Origin of the sequence: Deferrisoma camini S3R1 (genome assembly GCF_000526155.1) — a bacterium.
GTDB lineage: Bacteria > Desulfobacterota > Deferrisomatia > Deferrisomatales > Deferrisomataceae > Deferrisoma > Deferrisoma camini.
The window spans coordinates 1,770,111-1,789,614 of sequence record NZ_JAFN01000001.1 but is presented as its reverse complement, the minus strand read 5'-3'; the positions used below and the strand labels follow the sequence as shown (position 1 = coordinate 1,789,614).

Annotated in this window: 15 protein-coding genes and 1 CRISPR repeat array; of the genes, 3 read left to right on the top strand and 12 right to left on the bottom strand. The window is 65.8% G+C overall.

Annotated features, from left to right (window positions below):
- Nucleotides 1–10: 10 nt before the first annotated feature.
- The 12 genes from tyrS to DEFCA_RS0107845 form a co-directional block, all read right to left on the bottom strand.
- The gene (tyrS, locus tag DEFCA_RS0107900) at nt 11–1,240 is read right to left on the bottom strand and encodes a tyrosine--tRNA ligase (RefSeq protein ID WP_025322488.1); all 1,230 of its coding nucleotides are present in this window, start codon (nt 1,238–1,240) and stop codon (nt 11–13) included.
- 483 nt (nt 1,241–1,723) lie between these two features.
- Nucleotides 1,724–3,868: a beta strand repeat-containing protein gene (locus DEFCA_RS20500; RefSeq protein ID WP_084318952.1), complete on the bottom strand. Its 2,145-nt coding sequence runs from the start codon at nt 3,866–3,868 to the stop codon at nt 1,724–1,726.
- A gap of 672 nt (nt 3,869–4,540) precedes the next feature.
- Nucleotides 4,541–7,555: direct repeats of the CRISPR family, unit length 36 nt; unit sequence GTGCTCAACGCCTTTCGGCATCGAAGATCGGGTCAC.
- A 236-nt stretch (nt 7,556–7,791) separates the two neighbouring features.
- Nucleotides 7,792–8,085, bottom strand: coding sequence for a CRISPR-associated endonuclease Cas2 (cas2, locus tag DEFCA_RS0107890; RefSeq protein WP_025322486.1), 294 nt, complete (start codon nt 8,083–8,085; stop codon nt 7,792–7,794).
- On the bottom strand, nt 8,085–9,812 hold the full coding sequence (locus tag DEFCA_RS0107885; protein WP_025322485.1) for a type I-MYXAN CRISPR-associated endonuclease Cas4/Cas1: 1,728 nt from the start codon (nt 9,810–9,812) through the stop codon (nt 8,085–8,087). The genes cas2 and DEFCA_RS0107885 overlap by 1 nt, the downstream gene beginning before the upstream one ends.
- Nucleotides 9,813–9,841: 29 nt before the next feature.
- A complete protein-coding gene (locus tag DEFCA_RS0107880; protein WP_025322484.1) occupies nt 9,842–10,138 on the bottom strand; it encodes a type II toxin-antitoxin system RelE/ParE family toxin in 297 nt (98 codons plus the stop codon).
- Between the two features lie 4 nt (nt 10,139–10,142).
- Entirely contained in the window at nt 10,143–10,373 is a 231-nt protein-coding gene (locus DEFCA_RS0107875; protein WP_025322483.1) for an addiction module protein, read from the bottom strand.
- 46 nt (nt 10,374–10,419) lie between these two features.
- Nucleotides 10,420–11,106 (bottom strand): type I-MYXAN CRISPR-associated protein Cas5/Cmx5/DevS, encoded by a 687-nt coding sequence (gene cas5 / locus DEFCA_RS0107870; RefSeq protein WP_025322482.1) that lies wholly within the window; start codon nt 11,104–11,106, stop codon nt 10,420–10,422.
- Between the two features lie 11 nt (nt 11,107–11,117).
- Nucleotides 11,118–12,068, bottom strand: a complete 951-nt coding sequence (locus DEFCA_RS0107865; protein ID WP_025322481.1) for a CRISPR-associated protein Cas8 — start codon at nt 12,066–12,068, stop codon at nt 11,118–11,120.
- Nucleotides 12,065–13,780, bottom strand: coding sequence for a type I-MYXAN CRISPR-associated protein Cmx8 (gene cmx8, locus DEFCA_RS0107860; protein WP_025322480.1), 1,716 nt, complete (start codon nt 13,778–13,780; stop codon nt 12,065–12,067). The genes DEFCA_RS0107865 and cmx8 overlap by 4 nt, the downstream gene beginning before the upstream one ends.
- Nucleotides 13,777–16,092 (bottom strand): CRISPR-associated helicase/endonuclease Cas3, encoded by a 2,316-nt coding sequence (locus DEFCA_RS0107855; RefSeq protein ID WP_084318950.1) that lies wholly within the window; start codon nt 16,090–16,092, stop codon nt 13,777–13,779. Before DEFCA_RS0107855 ends, cmx8 begins: the two co-directional genes overlap by 4 nt.
- Nucleotides 16,089–16,679, bottom strand: a complete 591-nt coding sequence (gene cas6, locus DEFCA_RS0107850) for a type I-MYXAN CRISPR-associated protein Cas6/Cmx6 (protein ID WP_025322478.1) — start codon at nt 16,677–16,679, stop codon at nt 16,089–16,091. Before cas6 ends, DEFCA_RS0107855 begins: the two co-directional genes overlap by 4 nt.
- Before the next feature lie 190 nt (nt 16,680–16,869).
- Complete coding sequence (locus DEFCA_RS0107845; protein WP_025322477.1) at nt 16,870–17,856, bottom strand: helix-turn-helix transcriptional regulator; 987 nt, start codon at nt 17,854–17,856, stop codon at nt 16,870–16,872.
- A gap of 368 nt (nt 17,857–18,224) precedes the next feature.
- Here DEFCA_RS0107845 and DEFCA_RS0107840 point away from each other — a divergent pair, with 368 nt between their 5' ends.
- From DEFCA_RS0107840 to mqnB, 3 genes are read left to right on the top strand one after another with little or no spacing between them, the layout of a single operon-like run.
- Complete coding sequence (locus DEFCA_RS0107840) at nt 18,225–18,413, top strand: hypothetical protein (protein ID WP_025322476.1); 189 nt, start codon at nt 18,225–18,227, stop codon at nt 18,411–18,413.
- Nucleotides 18,410–18,667 (top strand): hypothetical protein, encoded by a 258-nt coding sequence (locus DEFCA_RS0107835; protein ID WP_025322475.1) that lies wholly within the window; start codon nt 18,410–18,412, stop codon nt 18,665–18,667. The genes DEFCA_RS0107840 and DEFCA_RS0107835 overlap by 4 nt, the downstream gene beginning before the upstream one ends.
- Nucleotides 18,664–19,464 carry a futalosine hydrolase gene (mqnB, locus tag DEFCA_RS0107830; protein ID WP_169709505.1) on the top strand — a complete coding sequence of 267 codons (801 nt, stop codon included), beginning with the start codon at nt 18,664–18,666 and terminating at the stop codon, nt 19,462–19,464. Before DEFCA_RS0107835 ends, mqnB begins: the two co-directional genes overlap by 4 nt.
- Nucleotides 19,465–19,504: the final 40 nt, after the last annotated feature.

Genomic DNA, 19,504 nt, shown 5'->3' with positions numbered 1-19,504 from the left:
CTCCCGGGCCTTACCCCTCCCGCCCGGGCCGGACCACGCAGTACTTCTTCTTCCCCGCGCGCAGAAGGATCACCCCGTCCCTCAGGTCCGCCGCGGTGATCCGCTGGTCGAACGACCGGATCGGCTCGCCGTGGAGGTAGGCCCCGCCCTGGCCGATCAGCCGGCGGGCCTCCCCCCGGCTCTTGGTCAGCCCGGCCTCGTGGAGCAGGATGAACGCCTCGATCCCCTCCGCCAGCCGGGCCGGGTCCACCTCGTGGGTGGGGGCCTCGTCCAACCGGCCCCCGCCTCCGAACAGCGCTCGGCTGGCGTCGCGGGCCTTTCGGGCCTCGGCCTCGCCGTGCACCAGGCGGGTGACCTCGAAGGCCAGCACCTCCTTGGCCTCGCGGATCGCCGCGCCCTCGAGCCGGCCCAGCTCCCGGACCCGGTCCATGGGCAGAAAGGTGAACAGGCCCAGGAACCGCTCCACGTCCGGATCCTCGGTGTTGATCCAGTACTGGTAGAAGTCGTAGGGGCTGGTGCGCTCCGGGTCGAGCCAGATCGCGCCCTGGGCGGTCTTGCCCATCTTGGCGCCCGAGGCCGTGGTGATCAGGGGGAAGGTGATCGCGTGGGCGGCCTGGCCCTCGGTGCGCCGGATCAGCTCCACCCCGGCCACGATGTTGCCCCACTGGTCGTTGCCGCCCATCTGCACCCGGCAGCCGTAACGGCGGAACAGGTGCAGGAAGTCGTATGCCTGGAGCAGCATGTAGTTGAACTCGATGAAGTTGAGCCCCGTCTCCAGGCGCTGGCGGTACGACTCGGCCGCGAGCATCCGGTTCACCGAGAAGTGCACCCCGATGTCCCGCAGGAACTCGATGTAGTTGAGCCCCAGCAGCCATTCGGCGTTGTTGAGCAGGAGCGCGCCGCGGTCGAAGTCGAGGAACCTCGCGAGCTGGGCCTTGAGCCCCTGGGCGTTGGCCTCGATCTGCTCCCGGGTCAGGAGCTTGCGCATCTCGGTTTTGCCCGAGGGGTCTCCGATCATGGCCGTGCCGCCCCCCACCAGGGCGATGGGTCGGTGGCCGGCCCGCTGCATGTGGGCCAGGGCCATGATCGGAACCAGGCTGCCCACGTGGAAACTCGAGGCCGTGGGGTCGAACCCGATGTAGCAGGTGGTGGGGTTTCGCAGGAGCTCCCGCAGCTCCGCCTCGTCGGTGGTCTGCTCCACAAACCCCCGGTCCTTGAGCACGTCAAGCACGTGGGTCATCGCCGCTCCCTCCGCGTCCACAGGGGAAAGGCCGGCGATGGTAGCAACGCCCCAACCCCGGGTCAACGAGAGGCCCGCTCGCCGCCCAAAACACGTGGACTGGTCGGGTTCCCATCTCCGCCGATCGGTACCCTGCCGGGGCCTGAACGGGCTTCCCTGCCCGGCAGAGTGGGGTCGGGAGACCCGGATCGTGTGCAGCTTGGTCCGGGGGGCGTGGGGCCAGAGAGAATTCGAGTGCGTCTCGGAGTGGGCTGATCGGTAACGTACTGTGGGCTCGCCATGGATCGATTCGGTGGGCAACCCAACCGCCGTCGGGTGGGCCAGGCCGTAGCAAAAAACGCGCTCACGGCTGGGCAAGGGGGGCAGAGAAAGGGGTCTACGTCAACCCCTCAGAGCCAACAGGGTTTCTCCCAGACCTCCTCCTCTGCGCATCCGCCCCAGCCCCCACGGCAGGCGGAGGCCGGGGCGGATGCTGGGTTTCGGTCACTTGAGTTTCAGCACGGCCGCGTCGTTGTCCGTGCCCGTGTTTTCGGTGCCCGCGGCTAGAACGCTCCCATCGGAAAGAACCTGGAACGCCACGACAACGGAACCTCCGGACCAGGTGAGCACGCCGTTCGTGCCAAAGGTCGTGTCCAACTGGCCCGCGCCGGAGAACCGGAGCACCACTCCGGAACCGTCGGTGGATCCGCCGACCAGGATCTTCCCGTCGGCTGTCACGGCCAGACCCAGGCCCTGGTCGGAGGTCCCACCTCCGTCCCAGGTGACCGCTCCGCCGGAACCGAAGGTGGTGTCCAGGGCCCCGTCCGCTCCGAACTTGAGGAGCAGCACATCCGTGTCCGTACCGTTGTCCGAGGTGCCTACCACGAGGATGGATCCGTCGTCCGTCACCACCATGTCCGCGGCGGAGTCCGACTGCCCCCCGTCCCAGGTCACGACCCCGCTCGTCCCGAAACCGGGGTCCAGCGTGCCGTCGGACAGGTAACGGAGGAGCACGACATCCTTCGTGCCGCCGCTCACGAACGTGTTTCCGGCCACCACGATCGCTCCCCCGGACAGGGCGGCCACCGCGGCCGCGCTATCCGTCCCGCCGCTGTTGTCCCAGGTGACCGATCCCCCCGTCCCGAACGACGTGTCCATCGACCCGTCGGAGAGGAATCGGGCCAGCACCAGGTCGTACGGATACGCGGTCGCCCCGGCCAAGACGATCTCGCCCGTGTCCAGAACGGCCACGTCGGCGGCCTCGTCGATCCCCCCGGAGTCCCATGTGGCGATGCCATCGGTGCCGAACGTGGTGTCCAGCACCCCGTCCGCCGTGAACCGGGCGACGGCCATGTCCTTATACGTGGTAACGCCACTGGCAAAGGCCGAGCCTGCCGCCAGGATCTTCCCGTCGGGCTGCACGGCCAGGGCAGAGGTGCCGCTGCTCGTGCCCCCCAGCGTCCACGTGGCAACCCCGTCCGTGCCGAACGTGGTGTCCAGGACTCCGGACGAATCGAACGCCACGATGGAGGTCTCCCCCGAGCTGTAGCTCAACGATGTGGAGACCGCCACCAGGAAACGTCCGCCAGCCTGGAGGAGGGCCTGGCCGGAGTCGCTGCCTCCCCCGTTGTCCCAGTACGCGATGCCACCCCGGCCGAAGGTGTCGTCCAGCGCATCGGCGGGGGTCGCCGGAGCGAACGCGGTGATGGTCACGGAGTCGGCGGTGCTGTCCACGAAGCCGTCGTTGACGACGAGCTGCAGCACGTAGTCACCGTCCAGGTCGGCGGTGAAGGAGGGTTGGGCCGCGGCCGCGTCCGACAGCGTGGCCGTGCTCCCCGAGGGCTTCGAGACGAAGCTCCAGGCATAGGTGAGCGGGTCGCCGTCGGCGTCGGAGCTGGCGCTTCCGTCGAGGGTGACGGTGGAGCCGGTGACCACGTTCTGATCCGGGCCGGCGTCGGCCGTGGGTGCGGAGTTGGCGGTGGCCGCGGTGACGGTCACGGAGTCGGCGGTGCTGTCCACGGTGCCGTCGTTGACGACGAGCTGCAGCACGTAGTCACCGTCCAGGTCGGCGGTGAAGGAGGGCTTGGCCGCGGCCGCGTCCGACAGGGTGGCCGTGCTCCCCGAGGGCTTCGAGACGAAGCTCCAGGCATAGGTGAGCGGGTCGCCGTCGGCGTCGGAGCTGGCGCTTCCGTCGAGGGTGACGGTGGAGCCGGTGGCCACGTTCTGATCCGGGCCGGCATCGGCCGTGGGTGCGGAGTTGGCGGTGGCCGCGGTGACGGTCACGGAGTCAGCGGTGCTGTCCACGGTGCCGTCGTTGACGACGAGCTGCAGCACGTAGTCACCGTCCAGGTCGGCGGTGAAGGAGGGCTTGGCCGCGGCCGCATCCGACAGGGTGGCCGTGCTCCCCGAGGGCTTCGAGACAAAGCCCCAGGCATAGGTGAGCGGGTCGCCGTCGGCGTCGGAGCTGGCGCTTCCGTCGAGGGTGACGGTGGAGCCGGTGGCCACGTTCTGATCCGGGCCGGCATCAGCCGTGGGTGCGGAGTTGGCGGTCGATCCCACATCACCCCCGGTTCCACCCCCGGTGCCGCCGCACGCCGCGATTCCCAAACCGAGCCCTACCACGGCCACAGCCCAAATCGCTCTTCGCATCTTTCGCCTCCTCAGAAAAACGCGGTGAAGGTGTAAGAATGGTTTCGGACACCCCCACTCCTTCCTTTAGCCTGCTTTTTCATGAGCGTTCGTCCCGAGACCGTTGAGAGTGTGTCGGACCGGGGGCAGCGGCGCGGCGCGGTGGGCCGGTGAGAGCGATCTGACGGAGGAGCTTTCGGTTGGCGGGTGGACGGTGGAGGGGGCGGCAAGGGGCAAGAGGGGTGAGACCCACCCGGCGGCGCCTCCCTTGTCCGCATGACTCTTGGGCATCCGTCGCGAAACCGCGGGGGGTGCGCCAGAGGGGGCGGGTACGAGCGCGAGGAGAGCAAGTGCGCCGAGGGACACTCTATAGTCCCTCCGTCAAGCAAAAAATTTATGCGGTGATAACAAGCAGTTGAGCGGACCCATGGTTTCCGGGCACACCCCACCCCCGATCGGATCACGTCGACGACGTCTCTGCCTCGGCGGATCTGCAACCTCACCGTTATCGGGCAACCCGACGTCCGCGGCCCTCCTGTCCGGTACCGCAGCGTCCACCACTCCTCATCCAGGCTCGCAGATCCGGCAGAGAAGCCCAGGATTGTCCCGCTCGAGGTCGGTGCCTCTACGTTGACTCTCGGGCTCTCCCGCCGAACCAAGTTGTCGGAGTCCCATCCCCTCCCACGTGTTGAAGTGCTCAACGCCTTTCGGCATCGAAGATCGGGTCACTCCACGGCGCCGACGACGCCGAGAAGCTTAACAAGTGCTCAACGCCTTTCGGCATCGAAGATCGGGTCACGCGGGTGGCCGTGCGGGCCCGGGCGGAGATCCTCGAGTGCTCAACGCCTTTCGGCATCGAAGATCGGGTCACCGTGCCGCCGCCCGTGACGAACCGAAGCATCTCGTGCTCAACGCCTTTCGGCATCGAAGATCGGGTCACGCGTGATCAGGCCCAGCAATCCGCAGATGACCATGTGCTCAACGCCTTTCGGCATCGAAGATCGGGTCACGAAGACCGAGTCCTGGCTGAACATGCTGCTGTACGCGTGCTCAACGCCTTTCGGCATCGAAGATCGGGTCACAGTCGCTTCGCTAGCGCCGTTTTCCCGCTTTCCGTGTGCTCAACGCCTTTCGGCATCGAAGATCGGGTCACACCGGGACCAGGTGCGGGAACTCGTGTTCTCGGAGTGCTCAACGCCTTTCGGCATCGAAGATCGGGTCACTGGAGTTCCTGCGACAGAAAGGCGGCCTGCGGGAGTGCTCAACGCCTTTCGGCATCGAAGATCGGGTCACGCGCCCATGTCAAAGAACCCCGACCTCCTCAAAGGGTGCTCAACGCCTTTCGGCATCGAAGATCGGGTCACGTGCGGCGGGTGGAATCGGCCGCAGGGGTGGAGGCGTGCTCAACGCCTTTCGGCATCGAAGATCGGGTCACCCCACGGCGTGGGCTCGGAGCTCGTGCTTCCGGAGTGCTCAACGCCTTTCGGCATCGAAGATCGGGTCACGAAGTGGTCAAGGAGGCGCTTGAGGGGCAAGAAAAGTGCTCAACGCCTTTCGGCATCGAAGATCGGGTCACACCGTCTCCCTCCGTCCGTCCCGGATTCTCGGGGTTGTGCTCAACGCCTTTCGGCATCGAAGATCGGGTCACAGCGAAGACAAATCAAACCACAACGGCGGGACCATGTGCTCAACGCCTTTCGGCATCGAAGATCGGGTCACCCAATCCGAGATCCGGACCTTGCCGCAGGGTTGGAGTGCTCAACGCCTTTCGGCATCGAAGATCGGGTCACCCAAGGAGGACCACATGCACCAGATCATCCGCGAGTGCTCAACGCCTTTCGGCATCGAAGATCGGGTCACTGTGGTCGTCACCAGCACACCCAAGGCCCACTTCATGTGCTCAACGCCTTTCGGCATCGAAGATCGGGTCACACCCCAATCCGATCACTTCCCTTTCCATCGAGGTGGAGTGCTCAACGCCTTTCGGCATCGAAGATCGGGTCACGCGGGTGGCCGTGCGGGCCCGGGCGGAGATCCTCGAGTGCTCAACGCCTTTCGGCATCGAAGATCGGGTCACGCGTGATCAGGCCCAGCAATCCGCAGATGACCATGTGCTCAACGCCTTTCGGCATCGAAGATCGGGTCACGAAGACCGAGTCCTGGCTGAACATGCTGCTGTACGCGTGCTCAACGCCTTTCGGCATCGAAGATCGGGTCACGCGGGTGGCCGTGCGGGCCCGGGCGGAGATCCTCGAGTGCTCAACGCCTTTCGGCATCGAAGATCGGGTCACCGTGCCGCCGCCCGTGACGAACCGAAGCATCTCGTGCTCAACGCCTTTCGGCATCGAAGATCGGGTCACGCGTGATCAGGCCCAGCAATCCGCAGATGACCATGTGCTCAACGCCTTTCGGCATCGAAGATCGGGTCACGAAGACCGAGTCCTGGCTGAACATGCTGCTGTACGCGTGCTCAACGCCTTTCGGCATCGAAGATCGGGTCACAGTCGCTTCGCTAGCGCCGTTTTCCCGCTTTCCGTGTGCTCAACGCCTTTCGGCATCGAAGATCGGGTCACACCGGGACCAGGTGCGGGAACTCGTGTTCTCGGAGTGCTCAACGCCTTTCGGCATCGAAGATCGGGTCACTGGAGTTCCTGCGACAGAAAGGCGGCCTGCGGGAGTGCTCAACGCCTTTCGGCATCGAAGATCGGGTCACGCGCCCATGTCAAAGAACCCCGACCTCCTCAAAGGGTGCTCAACGCCTTTCGGCATCGAAGATCGGGTCACGTGCGGCGGGTGGAATCGGCCGCAGGGGTGGAGGCGTGCTCAACGCCTTTCGGCATCGAAGATCGGGTCACCCCACGGCGTGGGCTCGGAGCTCGTGCTTCCGGAGTGCTCAACGCCTTTCGGCATCGAAGATCGGGTCACGAAGTGGTCAAGGAGGCGCTTGAGGGGCAAGAAAAGTGCTCAACGCCTTTCGGCATCGAAGATCGGGTCACACCGTCTCCCTCCGTCCGTCCCGGATTCTCGGGGTTGTGCTCAACGCCTTTCGGCATCGAAGATCGGGTCACAGCGAAGACAAATCAAACCACAACGGCGGGACCATGTGCTCAACGCCTTTCGGCATCGAAGATCGGGTCACCCAATCCGAGATCCGGACCTTGCCGCAGGGTTGGAGTGCTCAACGCCTTTCGGCATCGAAGATCGGGTCACCCAAGGAGGACCACATGCACCAGATCATCCGCGAGTGCTCAACGCCTTTCGGCATCGAAGATCGGGTCACTGTGGTCGTCACCAGCACACCCAAGGCCCACTTCATGTGCTCAACGCCTTTCGGCATCGAAGATCGGGTCACACCCCAATCCGATCACTTCCCTTTCCATCGAGGTGGAGTGCTCAACGCCTTTCGGCATCGAAGATCGGGTCACGAAATAGAACGATGAAACGCCGAAGGACCTTCTAGTGCTCAACGCCTTTCGGCATCGAAGATCGGGTCACAAAGCCTCGGACGACGAGCGGAGGGCCTACGGCACGTGCTCAACGCCTTTCGGCATCGAAGATCGGGTCACACCGCGAGGCCCGGGAGACCGGTGGAGACGTGCGGTGCTCAACGCCTTTCGGCATCGAAGATCGGGTCACGTACCGCGAGGCCCGGGAGACCGGTGGAGACGTGCGGTGCTCAACGCCTTTCGGCATCGAAGATCGGGTCACTGCGCCCCCCGCAAGGACTTGTGACCATTGGTGTTTTTGGACCTGTAATCAGGCACTACCAAGATTGATGCTGGGTGTTTGCGAACGAACCTTCGTGCGACGCGAAATCCGTTGGAATGACGTAGTTTTTTTCGTTCACGCACCTTTCCCTCTCCCGGTTGCCTTTTCGGCCCGGCTGGACAGGCGGTTTCGGCCCTGTGGGCGGGATTCGCATTCGTGTTTTTCTTGGTGCTTGATCAAAGAATCTCGAACCTCGGCGGTGCGTTCTTCCAAGCATCTTCCCCACGGCTGTCGATAACCCGCTGGGCGCACCCTTGGCAGAGCCGGATGATCATCAGGTCGTCTTCTTCGGCCAAAATCTTGCCGAGTTCCCACCGGAGTTCCTCCAACTGGGTACGGCTCATGCGCACCCGGAACACGGAGTACTGGATCCGCTCGCCCCGCCCGTTCAAGATCTTGTACGCACGCCGCCAGCGCCGGTCGTCCCGTATGTCGTAGCTGACCAGATGCCAGTGCTGCTCCGCGCCCATCAGCGCAACCTCAACTTTCCGAAGAGCCCCGGCTGGCCGCTCCACTCCTTCTCGAGGAGCCGGGCCTCCAGCTCCAGGGTACGGGCGTAGCTCAACGAGTAACCAAGAACAGGGTGTTTCCACTTCTCCTGCTTCCGGCTCTCGTACACCTGGATGGCCTTGCGGCGACCGTCCGGATTCAGCCACACCTGCCCGCTGGTGATATCGAAATCCGCTTTGGTCCACTGGCGGCGGTTCACCGAGCCGATCAGGGGAACGTCCCATACGATCAAGCGAAACAGCTCCATCAGATCGAGGGCGAGGGGGTACGCCGTCGATCTCGGCGTGTGCAAAATCCCAAGAGACGGTTCCAGGCCGACCGTCATGAGCGCTGCCACGCAGTCGCGATACAGCAGGGCGTACCCGAAAGAGAGAAGGGCATTGAACGGATCTTTAGGCGGCCTGCGGTTGCGACCGGTGAAATAGAGAAAATCGTCCGCTTGCAGCTTGAGTACAGCCGGCAACAACTCGAAGTACCTCCTGCCGGCCAACCCCTCATGACCCCGCAGGCTGGCGATTTGCCGCTCGGCTTCGTCGGTGCTCAGACTTTCCTGGGCATCCAAATCCTTCACTTGGGCTGCCAGCCCGGATACCGCCGCGCGCAGGGCGGCGATGCCCTCCTCGACCGTGGCCGAACGGCCTCTTTCTGCTCCCCGGGTGGCCCGCAGCAGGTAACGGAGCTGGTTCTCTGTTTTGGCCAGGGCGATCCGCGCAGCCAGGCGCGCCCTCAGCAAAGGGTTGCAGAGAGCTTGGTATTGGCGGTTTCGCCGTTGCACCCCTCCTGCCCCCGCAGCTACTCCCGCCACATAGTGGCCCCCGTACGACAGCCAGTGAACACTGATGTCGTTCCCCGCACAGTAGTGGATCACCTGGGTGGTCACTTGGACATTTCCGTGCAGCACCAACGCCGAGACGGTCCTGGCAGGAAGGGGTTTCTTGGCCCCGTCCGGGGTGCCGACCACGAAGCGGTCGCCCTCTCTGCGAACGAAGCTGCCTTGCTCCACCACGTGGACGACCCGCCGGGTCTCGTCCGCTGGGAACAATCGCTGTGCCTTGCCCTCGCCCGCGACGGCAAAGCGTTCCTCTTCCGGAAGACAGACCGGGGCCAGGGAACAGGTGCGGCACTGGTGTTCCGGCACGCTAACCGGGGGCCGCTCCAGTCCCGCCCGCAACTCGCGGGCCCTCTGGACGGCGGCCCCGACCACCGCTTCGGCTTCCTTCTCATCCACGGGGATTCGAATCGTCTTCCGGTCGGCGTGGTAGCGGATGACGGCTTCGGGGACGGGTTCGCCCCGGTGTTCCGATAAGAGCAGAGCATAGGCCAGCACCTGGAGCCGATCGCTGGGCCACGCTTCCACCCCTTTCTTCGACCGCCCTTTTTTGTGCTCGGTGACCACCAGGTGCCCGTCTTCGCGCCGGGCCGCGTCGACCTTGCCCCGGATGCCCAGGCGCTCGCTCGCAAGCTCGACGGTATAGGTATCAGGCCCCTTGTCGATCTGGTCGTGAAGCCGCCGCCCCGAGTACACGTTGGCGTCGGCGACGCGGATTTCTTCCACCTCTTCCAGATAGAAAAGCCGCTCGCAGTAAGCCAGGGCGTGCAGGGCCATCACCCGGATGAAGGGCTCGTCGGTGGTCCGTTCGGCGTGGTGGTGCGAGCGGAAGGCGTCTTCGAACTCGGCATCGGCCATATTCAGGCCTCTCGTGGCAAGTCTTGGGGTCAGACCGACTTGGAGCGCCGGCGCAGAAGAGCGGGGTCTCGGGCGGCGTGGAGAACGGCGATCACGACGACGGCATCCGGGGCGATCAGATAGAAGACGCCGTACGGGAAGCGCCGAGCAAGTGCTCGGCGCACGCCGCGGTGGACCACAGGGTACCGGGTGGGTGCCTCCCCGATCCGTGAAAGCACCGCGTCGATCTCTGCCAAGAACTCCGCCCCAAGTCCGGGTTGCCGGGCCTCGTACCAGTCATATGCGGTGGCGAGATCTTTCTCGGCTTCGCTCTGTATCCGCAGCATCGCTTCACTTGCGATGCAGGAGGCGCTCCCGAACCACGCTCCAGGGCTCGCCGGCCTCGGTTGCGTCCTCGTAAGCCCGGAGCCGACGGTCCAGTTCGGCCCGTATCTCGTCGGTTACGGGCACCGCCTCCGGAACCTCGGCGATGCTGTCCCAGATGTCCCCCACCAACCGGATGCGCTCGGGGATGTCCAGCGCCAAGGCGTCGGCGGCCGTGATCTTCTTCGCGGACTGCATGGCGTCACCTCTCTGGTGTTCTGCGGGGCGCGCCCATCACCCCAGGTCAGGAATACGCGACCTCGGTCCACGCGCGTTCCGGGATATCGACTGTTTTGTGTTCAGTTGGAGCATACAAGAAGCTCCTCGTCCCGGCCATGTTGGCGCGGTCGATAGTAACGGTGAGACGGCTGGTGCCGGGGCGGATACCCTCGCCGTCGCCGCCCTCGATGCGTTCAAACCAATACGCCGGTTCGCGCCGTTCGACGGCTTCCAGGCGGTCGATCAGGAAGCTGTTGTCGCCCAGGAAGGGCAGGCCGTACCCTCTCGCCCCTCTGCCCGCCACCCCCTCCAGAACTTGCTTCTCCAATTCCGGGTTCCCGTCCATGCAAACATAGGCACGGATCCCAGAGAGAAAGGCCCTGCGGACCGGGCTGATGTTGTACTTGTTGCCCCTGGCGCCGGCCGCATAGTTCTTCCCTGCATCCTTACCCACAGGATAGTTGTGGAGTTGCTGGTAAACGAAGTGCTGTATCGGCATCGAGAGGGCACCCAAGGCGAGTCGCACAGCGGGGAGCCCTTGCCGGACCACGGTCATTTCCCTGCCTTCGTCTATGCGCATCTCGATGCCTGCGACGTTGAGCAGGAGCCCGTAGGCCGCTGACGGTGTGAGGAAGCCGGCGGTGGGCCGAAAGCTCCCGGCGGTGAAGTGGCGGAATGTCGCGAACGGCGCCTGCAGATAGAGCGTCAGCATGAGCGACCCGGCTAGGAAGACGGCAATGCTGCGTCTGCCACACGTTCAAGCAACCTCTGAGGGCTTCGATCGAGCGTGACGCCCCGATTCTGCAGTTCTTTCACCGTGGCCTCGTCCATGTCCCGGACGACCTTGCCACCAAGGTAGAACTCGCCTCCGGGGAAGTCCGCTTCGTCGGCTGTCTCGCCGGCCAAAAGGCCCTGTTCGATCTCAGGGAGCACGTGGCGCCCGTCCTCGGCGATCTCGAAGCCGTAGGTGTTGAAGCCGGCAACCAGGCTTGGGGTGAGCCGAACCACGATGCTAGCGGGCGCCATCTCGAAATAGCTACGGGCGTGGTTGCCTGCAACTTCGTTCAGTTGTCCGATTGCCCGCAGCAGCGTCCGGGTCCAGTGAGGTTTTACGCGGCAGTCCTCCAGGTTCAGGGCGAACGGGAACTGGTATGCGGTGTAGGCGGTCTCCCGATGCAGGAGTTGGGAGCTGGTAGCGTTCTTCCAAGGGCTCTTGCCGGCGTTGAGCGGCGATTGGGTGAACACGCTGTCGTGACGGTAAGGCTCCAGGGCGACGGCCATGTTCATTCGAAGAACAGAGTCGCGTTTGAACGTGAAGGGTTGGCTTGACCGGTGCGGAGACTTCGCTACAGCGTCGAGGATCTTCTTACGTTCTTGGGGCTTTGGGGCGATCATCCAGCCCATGAAGAAATCATCCGCGAAGCGGCCACTATCCGGGTAGTCCTGGAACTCTACGGCGAGTTGCTCCTCGTCGTCGAGGCGACTCCGGTTACAGGGCAGCCCTAATTTACGCAATGTCTCCCTCAGCGCGTTCCGGATGGCCTCTGGAGAGATGATGGCGTACTCGAAGCGCCCCTTCGTGATCTTCTGGATCACCGCGCGGTTCTCGGCGGACTCGCCTCGGTAGTTGGCGCTGGGGGCGGCGTAGGTGAGTACAGTGGCGAAGAGGTTCATGATGCATCCTCCTGGATGGCAGGGGTTTCTGAGGCAAGAAAGGAACTCGCCGAGAGAGCAAGCATCGAGAGCGTCTTCACAGTCTGCCAGTCGGCGAGCAGTGCCTGGGCGACGGCGAGATAGTCGTCCTCGGGGAGATAATGGGGGACCGAGCAGATCGTGCCGGTGAAGTACTCCACGAAGTCCTGGTCGCGCCGGCCGCGCATGGCGAGAAAGGCGTCCGAGCAGACCTTCTCTCTGGCTTCGCGGTACTCCTTCGGGTAAATCACCCGGCCTTTGTCGTCCCGGTTATTCTTGAAATCCTTGTACTTCTTCCCGGACCTCTCTTCCGTGCGGGCGTTGACGTAGCCTCGAATGAGCCGATGCACCCGCAGCGCCAGTGCGTCGATCCGTTCCTCTTCGCTCATGTCGTCTTCTCCCTTCCTGGATGAGTCTCGCTCTTCGATCGTTGCCAATACGTCCCTCACATCGCGACCGAAGAAGCGGGGCCACGCTGGCGTCTCCTTCGTATGGACAAACATCTGCCAGGGGTTCTCGGCGAAACACCTGTCGAACCCCTGGAACCAGGGCGCGTCGGCCAGCAGGTTCGACAGCCTCACCGCCTTGTACAGCGGGTTCGCCCACTGTTCGCGGAGCCGTTCGTACTGCTCCAAGAGGCGCCGCCGGGGTGCGAGCCGGTCGGCGGCGAGCATCCTTACGTTGTTCCCTCGTTTTTCCAGGTGGTAGATCTCCACGGCGACCAGCAGGTCGGCCAACTCACGACCCGCCGTGCGGTGCATGGCAAGGTGGTAGAGGTACTCCAACCCTCCTTCGGCGGGCACGTCGATCCGAGCCGCTTTCGGCCGGTAGTCGTTCCCCCTGGCCGCGGGGTCCAGCGAGCCGAGCGCGCTGATGGAGTCGGCCACGAAATCTTCCAAGTGCCCGGGTTCAGGTATCACCACGAGATAGCCTGCGTCCTCCGATTTGGCTTGGAGGCCCTCTTGCCCGCGATCGATTTTCAGCCGACTGGGGGCGTAGATCGCCGCGATGGCGGGCCAGAAGTGGAGGAGGAGGGTCTCCTCCACCGTGCCTTTGAAAGAGACGCGCTCTGCGTTCGAGTCTTGGGCACCGACAAAAAGGGAGCCCCCGAAGCCGGTGGTCCGCGTGCGGCCCCGAACTCTGTCTTTGGCCGACTTCTCGAACTCGGCCCACAGCCCACCGAGGGACGAGGGTTTCCCGTCGGCGCGTTCGTCGTAAACGCGCCGGGCCCTCGGTCGGCTGCGTTGGGTGTTCCAGATCATGTCGCGCCAGAGCTTCACCCATGATTCCGCCCCAGGCGGGTAGAATGCCCGCAGGAACCTGCCCCGCGGTTGCACGACGTCATAGATGAAACGCTTCTCCTTCTTTGGTTTATCGCTCGTGCCCACCTCTCGTTCTTCGGTTCGCTTTGGCGTTTTTCCTGGCCATTTCTGGCGCGATTCGGTCTCCACCCATTCCGCATCGTACAAGTCATCGAAAAGCGCCTGAAAGCCCTCTCGGCTCGTTCGTACCGTCGCCGACGTTGCGCCAACGTCCACCTCTGGCCGCGGCGCCAGCCCGCGGCGTTTCATCGACTCGACCACGAGCAAGAGTCCCGCGAGCCCGGCCTTGTGCTGGGCCGTTGGAAGGTCGAAGAGGTCGTACTCCAGGACGAGGGTCTTTCCCTCGTTGCCTTCAAAGCGAGCCGTCGTCATTCGATCACCACCTGCGGACTGTCGAGGAGCCCATACTGCGGGTCGTAGTTCTCGGAGGGTGCCACCTGGTAGAGCCGGCCGAGGCGGGTATCGGGGCGCACCAGCCGACGGGGTGCCGGTACGACAAGGCCGTCAACCGGCTCTCCTGATCGCTTCAGGTCGAAATACTCAGGAAGGTCGCCCCGTAGGATCGACGGCACCGAATGATCCCGGGCGTCGCGGAGTCGCTCCTCCCCGCTCACGGCCCAGGGCCCGCTCAGTAGGAAGGCCGTGTAGGTGTCAGGCTGCACGCCCTTCGGGCCGTGCCTCTCCAGTAGTTCCTCCAACTCCTCCTGGCTCACGCAACGGCCGTCCACGGCTGCCACGAACTCGGCGGTGCCGGCCAGGTCCTCGGGGGAGTAGGGGTTCCAATCCTCGGGTTCGTACAGGAAGACCTCTCCGAGAGATCCCGCCCCCGGCTCAGCGTGGCGGTTGCATCGCCCCATGCGCTGGATGAGGCTCGTGACCGGGGCATCCTCCGAAACGAGGACATGGGCGTCGAGGTCAAGGCTCATCTCGCACACCTGGGTCGTGACCGCCAGCACGGGCCCGCTGCCCGCCTGAAACGCGTCGACCACCTCGCGGTGTCGCTTCTTGCGGTCGCGCAGCCGGTACCGGCTGTGATAGCAGAGGGCCCGGTGAGTCAAAGCCAACTGCTGGCAGCGGGATACGGTGTTCACGACCCAGAGCACGCGCTTGCCCTGGTCCAGGGCCTCCTGCACGATCATCGGCGCGTCGTCTCGGTCGATGCGTTTCGTGCGATAGCGGGGCATCTTCGCCTTTGCCGCAAGGTCCGGGAAGTCTTGTGCTTCGGCGGGGAACGGCGTCAGGCCGCAGGCCCCCACCAACTCGGCGCGGCGGTTGGCTGGCAAGGTTGCGGTCATGCAGAGCACGGGCACGTCGAAAGTTTGCAGGAACCCTTTCAGGGCGGAGAAAAGACTCCGGTCGAAGCTGTGCACCTCGTCGATCACGACCACGCTGTCGGCCAGGAGCGGCAGGAGGCAGGTGGACTTGTATACGTGCTGGAGAAACCCGAAGAACTGGTCGACCGTGGCGCTGAAGATGCGGCGGTGCCAAAAGGCAAGGGCGAAGAGGCGGTCCTCGTCGGTGAAATTCTTGCCCGACCGAGGGTCCGCTGGGTTCTCGAACATGCCTTCGAGCTCGTAGGCAGCGGTACCCGTCAGGAGGCGAGCATCCGCCTCGGGCGCCCAGGAGACGTAGTCGCGAAACCCCTCGGTGGCCGTGGCTCGGGTCGGGTAGAGGAAGAGCACGCGGGAGGCGGGCCGCCGGTCGAGTTGAGCCCGGATCCACCGCCAGGCCGCCAGGGTTTTCCCGCTGCCGCAGGGGGCTAGCAAGAGCGCCCGGGCCGGCAGGTCGTCTGCGGCGACCTGGAAGCCGCTCCACTGAAAACTCCCCTTCTTCTCCTTGATCTCCCTGACACGGGGCTCGATCACCTCGCGTTCGATGTAGGCACCGTCGAGGACGAGCCGAGGAGAGAATGCCTCGTCGAGCCACTCCGCGATGTCGTGCCCCTCGCGCACGAGGCCGGATCCGGCACTGTCTGCGAGAATCACCGCAGAGCGAACGGCCCAGAGGAGCCGCGCACGGTTTTCGTCCCGACCCAGTGCCCGCCGAAGCTTCCGGAGCATGTCTTTGGTCGCTTTGCGCAGCGGCGTACAATCGAACCCTCGGGGTCCCCCCAACGACCAGAAGCCGTCGCGAAGATCAAACGTGGGCGGCGCTGCATCGACCGTTCGGGCCGCGACTTCGAGCACGTCAAGGATTCCAGGCCAGATCGGCTCGAAGGCGTCCCGGTCCGCATCGAGGCGCTCCCCGAACGTTTCGAAGGCCGACCGCAGGTGGTGTGCCGCGACGACGCTACGCACCAGGTCACCGTCGATTTCCGGTAGGCTGCCGAACCAACGTCCTATCTCGTCCCATCCAAGGAGCATGGCACCCAAGTGGTCGTGCCAGAGGACCTGGGGTTTACCCCTCAGAAGCATGCCCTGAAATCCGGAGTTGGCTTTCCCCACGTCGTGGAGAGCGACCGCAAGGGGCCCGTTCCGCCAGAAGGCCGGCCAAAGTACCTTCGGGACCCGAAAGAACGCCAACCAGAGCTGGGCGAGGCGAGTCGGGGCGTGAGCGCGCCCGAACATTTTGGTGAAACACGCCAAAGCGCTGGCGGTGTGGCCGACCAGGGTTTCCTCGGGCCGTGGTGAGGTTCTCTCCCGCGGCTTCTTGGCGAGAACAACCGGCGGACTCGTAACGGTCATCCCTTCCACACCTCGAACACCCCGCACCCCATCTTCCGCCTCCCCCCGAGCCCGCTTTCTTGCAGTTCGATAGACTCCTCCGCCGTGAGTTCGCTGGCCAGCACAGAGTAGCCGACCACCTGCTTGCGGTGGACGGCGAAGGTCCTGCGTTGCCCGATCGTGAGTTTCCCTTTCACACCGAGTGCGCCGGCCTGGCGCCGGATCTCGTCCTCGAATCGGGCCTGGTCGTGCCCGTTCCGTGTGGTGACGAGGTGGGCGTACAGGGTGGCCGCTGGCGCCAGGGCACGGGTGACGGGGACACCCACCCGAACGGCGTGGCCGGCAATGTCGAGGCTTTTGCCGGCCAGCGGCAAGACTTCTGAGATGAGGCCTGCGGGCACCCGCAGCACCAGTTCCGAGCGTGGCGAGATGTCGAGCAAGCCCTGCCCGATGTACCGCCCTCGAACCAGCGCCATCCCCACTCCGGTCATGTCGTGCCACCGGGGCAAGATGCGACTGATGGCCGCATAGAGGAGATAGCCGTGGTCCACGGGCAATGTTTGCCCCAGGAGCTGAAAACCAAGATCCACTTTCGGTTCAACGGTCATCTGGTCCACTCCTCGTACGGACTCCTCCATCCCGCGCTTTCATTTGTGGTACTACGGCGCCGGCGGGGCGTTCAAAGAAATTTACCCCCCATTCCGGTCAGATCCTGTCCATCGGGCGACTTCGTCGCGCTCGAAGGCTGGAAAGCCAGAAAGCTGGAAGGCTCGGGCGTCCCGGAAGCGAGGGTGCCGATCACTGCCCATCCTCCCCGTCCCGGCTGTACCGCTCCGCCAGGGTGCGAACCTGTTGGGCCACGTGGGCGCGCAGGTCCGGCGGGCCCAGGAGCTCGGCCCGGTCGCCGAAGCGGAGCACGGCCTGGGTGATCTCGGCGTGGCCCCGGACCGGCACCCGGACGACCACGTGGCCGTCGGCGCGCTCCAGCACTTGCTGGTCCGGGTGGAGGGGGCGGTGCATGACGTACCGGGCGGCCCAGCCGGTAAAGCGCACCACGGCGTGGCCGGCCGGGCCCAGGAACACGCCCAGGCTCTCGGCGAACACCCGGTCCGGGTCGAACCCGGGGGGCATCTGGTACTCCTCGTCCAAGGGCTCGACCTCGAGGATCCGCTCGGTGTGGAACAGGCGCACCTCACTCCGGAAGTGGCAGTGGGCCAGCAGGTACACGTCGGTGTTGTGCTGGCGCAGGAGGTAGGGGTCCACCACCCGGTCGCGCAGCTCGGCCTCCAGGTTGTGGTAGCGCATCCGCACCCGGCAGCGGGCCGCGGCCTGCTCGGACAGGACGCGCAGGGTGTGGAGCAGGCCCGCCCGGGACGAGGCCGGCGATCGGTGGGACCAGGCGGCCGACACCCGGCCCAGGTGGTTGCGCACGCGTTCGGGCAGGGTCCGGAGGATCTTGCGCAGGGCCGACTCGAGGGGCTCGTGGAAGGCCGCGGTGTGGAACAGCGAGGCGGTGAGCGCGGCCTGGTGCAGGGCCAGGGCCTCGTGGAGGTCCAGGGGGATCTGGGGCAGGGCCTTGGTGTGGGCCAGGCGGTAGCGCACCTCCCGGCCGTCGCGGAGGCGCTCGACCGGGAACCCGGCCGCCTCCAGGTCGGCCAGGTCGCGGCGCACGGTGCGGGCCGACGCCTCGGCGGCCCGGGCCAGCTCGGCGGCGGTGCGGCCGAACCGGGAGACCGCGAGCTCCTGGAGAAGTGTCCACTGACGGATGAGCTGGGTGGAAGCCATGCCCCCCCTTTCCGGCCCGTCGGCCCTTGCGTGCGGCCGAGCCCTCCAAGCCGGAAGCCCTCCTGGGGCGGAGGCCTCCGGCTCGGGGCTCGTCTCCCGCCCCGAGGGAGATGCTCTCCTTGTTACCAGAACGGTGGTCGATTGGACAACCCCGCCTTTTGGCTCGGCGGCCGAGGGTGGCGCCGTTTCGGCGGTGAGTGTGGCAAGGGGAACGGCATGGTATATTCTGCAGCCGCTGCGGGAACCAACCCATCGGCCCCGCTGAGGTGCGGCAGGGGCCGCGCCGCCGGCGGGGACGGTCCCACGACCCCGTGGGGAAGCCGGCCCGCGGGTGCGGGATCGACCGGAACGCGGAGAGGAGGAGCGGGATGCAGGATCGGTATTCCAGCCCGGAGTGGACCGTGGACGAGTGGCTCCAAGCCTGGCACATTCGGGTGGGCACGGCCTACCGGTGCCAGGAGTGCTCGAACATGATCATGGTGATCAAGGGCGGCACCGGCACCCTGGAGCCCCGGTGCCACGGAAAGCCCATGGTGGCCGTGGAGCCGAAGCGATGAGCCGGCCGGTGCGGGTGGGCCAGGTGTACCGGTGCCCGGTGTGCCGGGCCGAGGTGGTGGTGATCAACGCGGCCTCGGCCGCGCTGGAGCCCCACTGCTGCAATCAACCCATGGAGGCCGTTCGGGTGGTGCCGGTGTACCGGTGCCCGGTGTGCGGCAGCGAGGTGGCCGTGCTGCGCCAGGACGACGAGGCGCCCGAGCTGATCTGCTGCGGCCGGCCCATGGAGCCGAGGGAGGCCCGGGAGGCGGCATGACCCGGCCCCGTGCCTGCGGGTCACCGGCGTTGGGTGGGGGCCCTGACCAACGACCGACGACCGACGACCGACGACCGGCGACCGAGGTTCCGGGCCCGATCCTCGTGATCGCGGCGACCGAGGCCGAGGTGTCGCGCCTGACCCGGAGGCTTGAAGCGGTGCGGTGCGCGGGTCCGTGGCCGGCCTGGCAGGGCGTGCTGGGAGGAACGCCGGTCCGGGTCTTGGTGACCGGCGTCGGCAAGGCGAACACCGCCCTGGCGTTGGGCGCGCTCGTGCCGGTGCTGCGTCCGGCCGCGGTGGTGCAGGTGGGGGTGGGGGGGGCCTACCCGGGCTCGGGGCTCGAGCCCGGCCACCTGGCCGTGGCCACCCGCGAGGTCTACGGCGACGAGGGGGCCGAGACCCGGGCGGGCCTGCGGGGGCTCAAGGCCCTGGGTCTGCCGGTGTGGCGGGCCGAAGACCGAGAGTGGTACGAGACCCTGCCGGTGGACCCGGGGCTGTGCGGCCGGCTCTCGGCGGCGGCGGGGAGGGTGGCTCCGTGCCGAGAGGGGGGGTTCGTCACGGTGTCCACGGTCACGGGCACGGCCGATCGGGCCGTGCGCCTGGCCCGGCGCCACCGGGCCGTGTGCGAGAGCATGGAGGGGGCGGCCGCGGCCCACGCCTGCCTCGCCTTCGGGGTGCCGTTCGGCGAGGTGCGGGGCGTCTCGAACCCGGTGGGGCCCCGGGACCGGGGCTCGTGGCGGCTCCGTGAGGCCGCCGCCGCGGCCCAGGAGGCGGTGCTCGCGTTTCTGGGCTCGTAGCGTTCGCCGCGAATTTGTGTATACTGACCCTTCGTTTGAT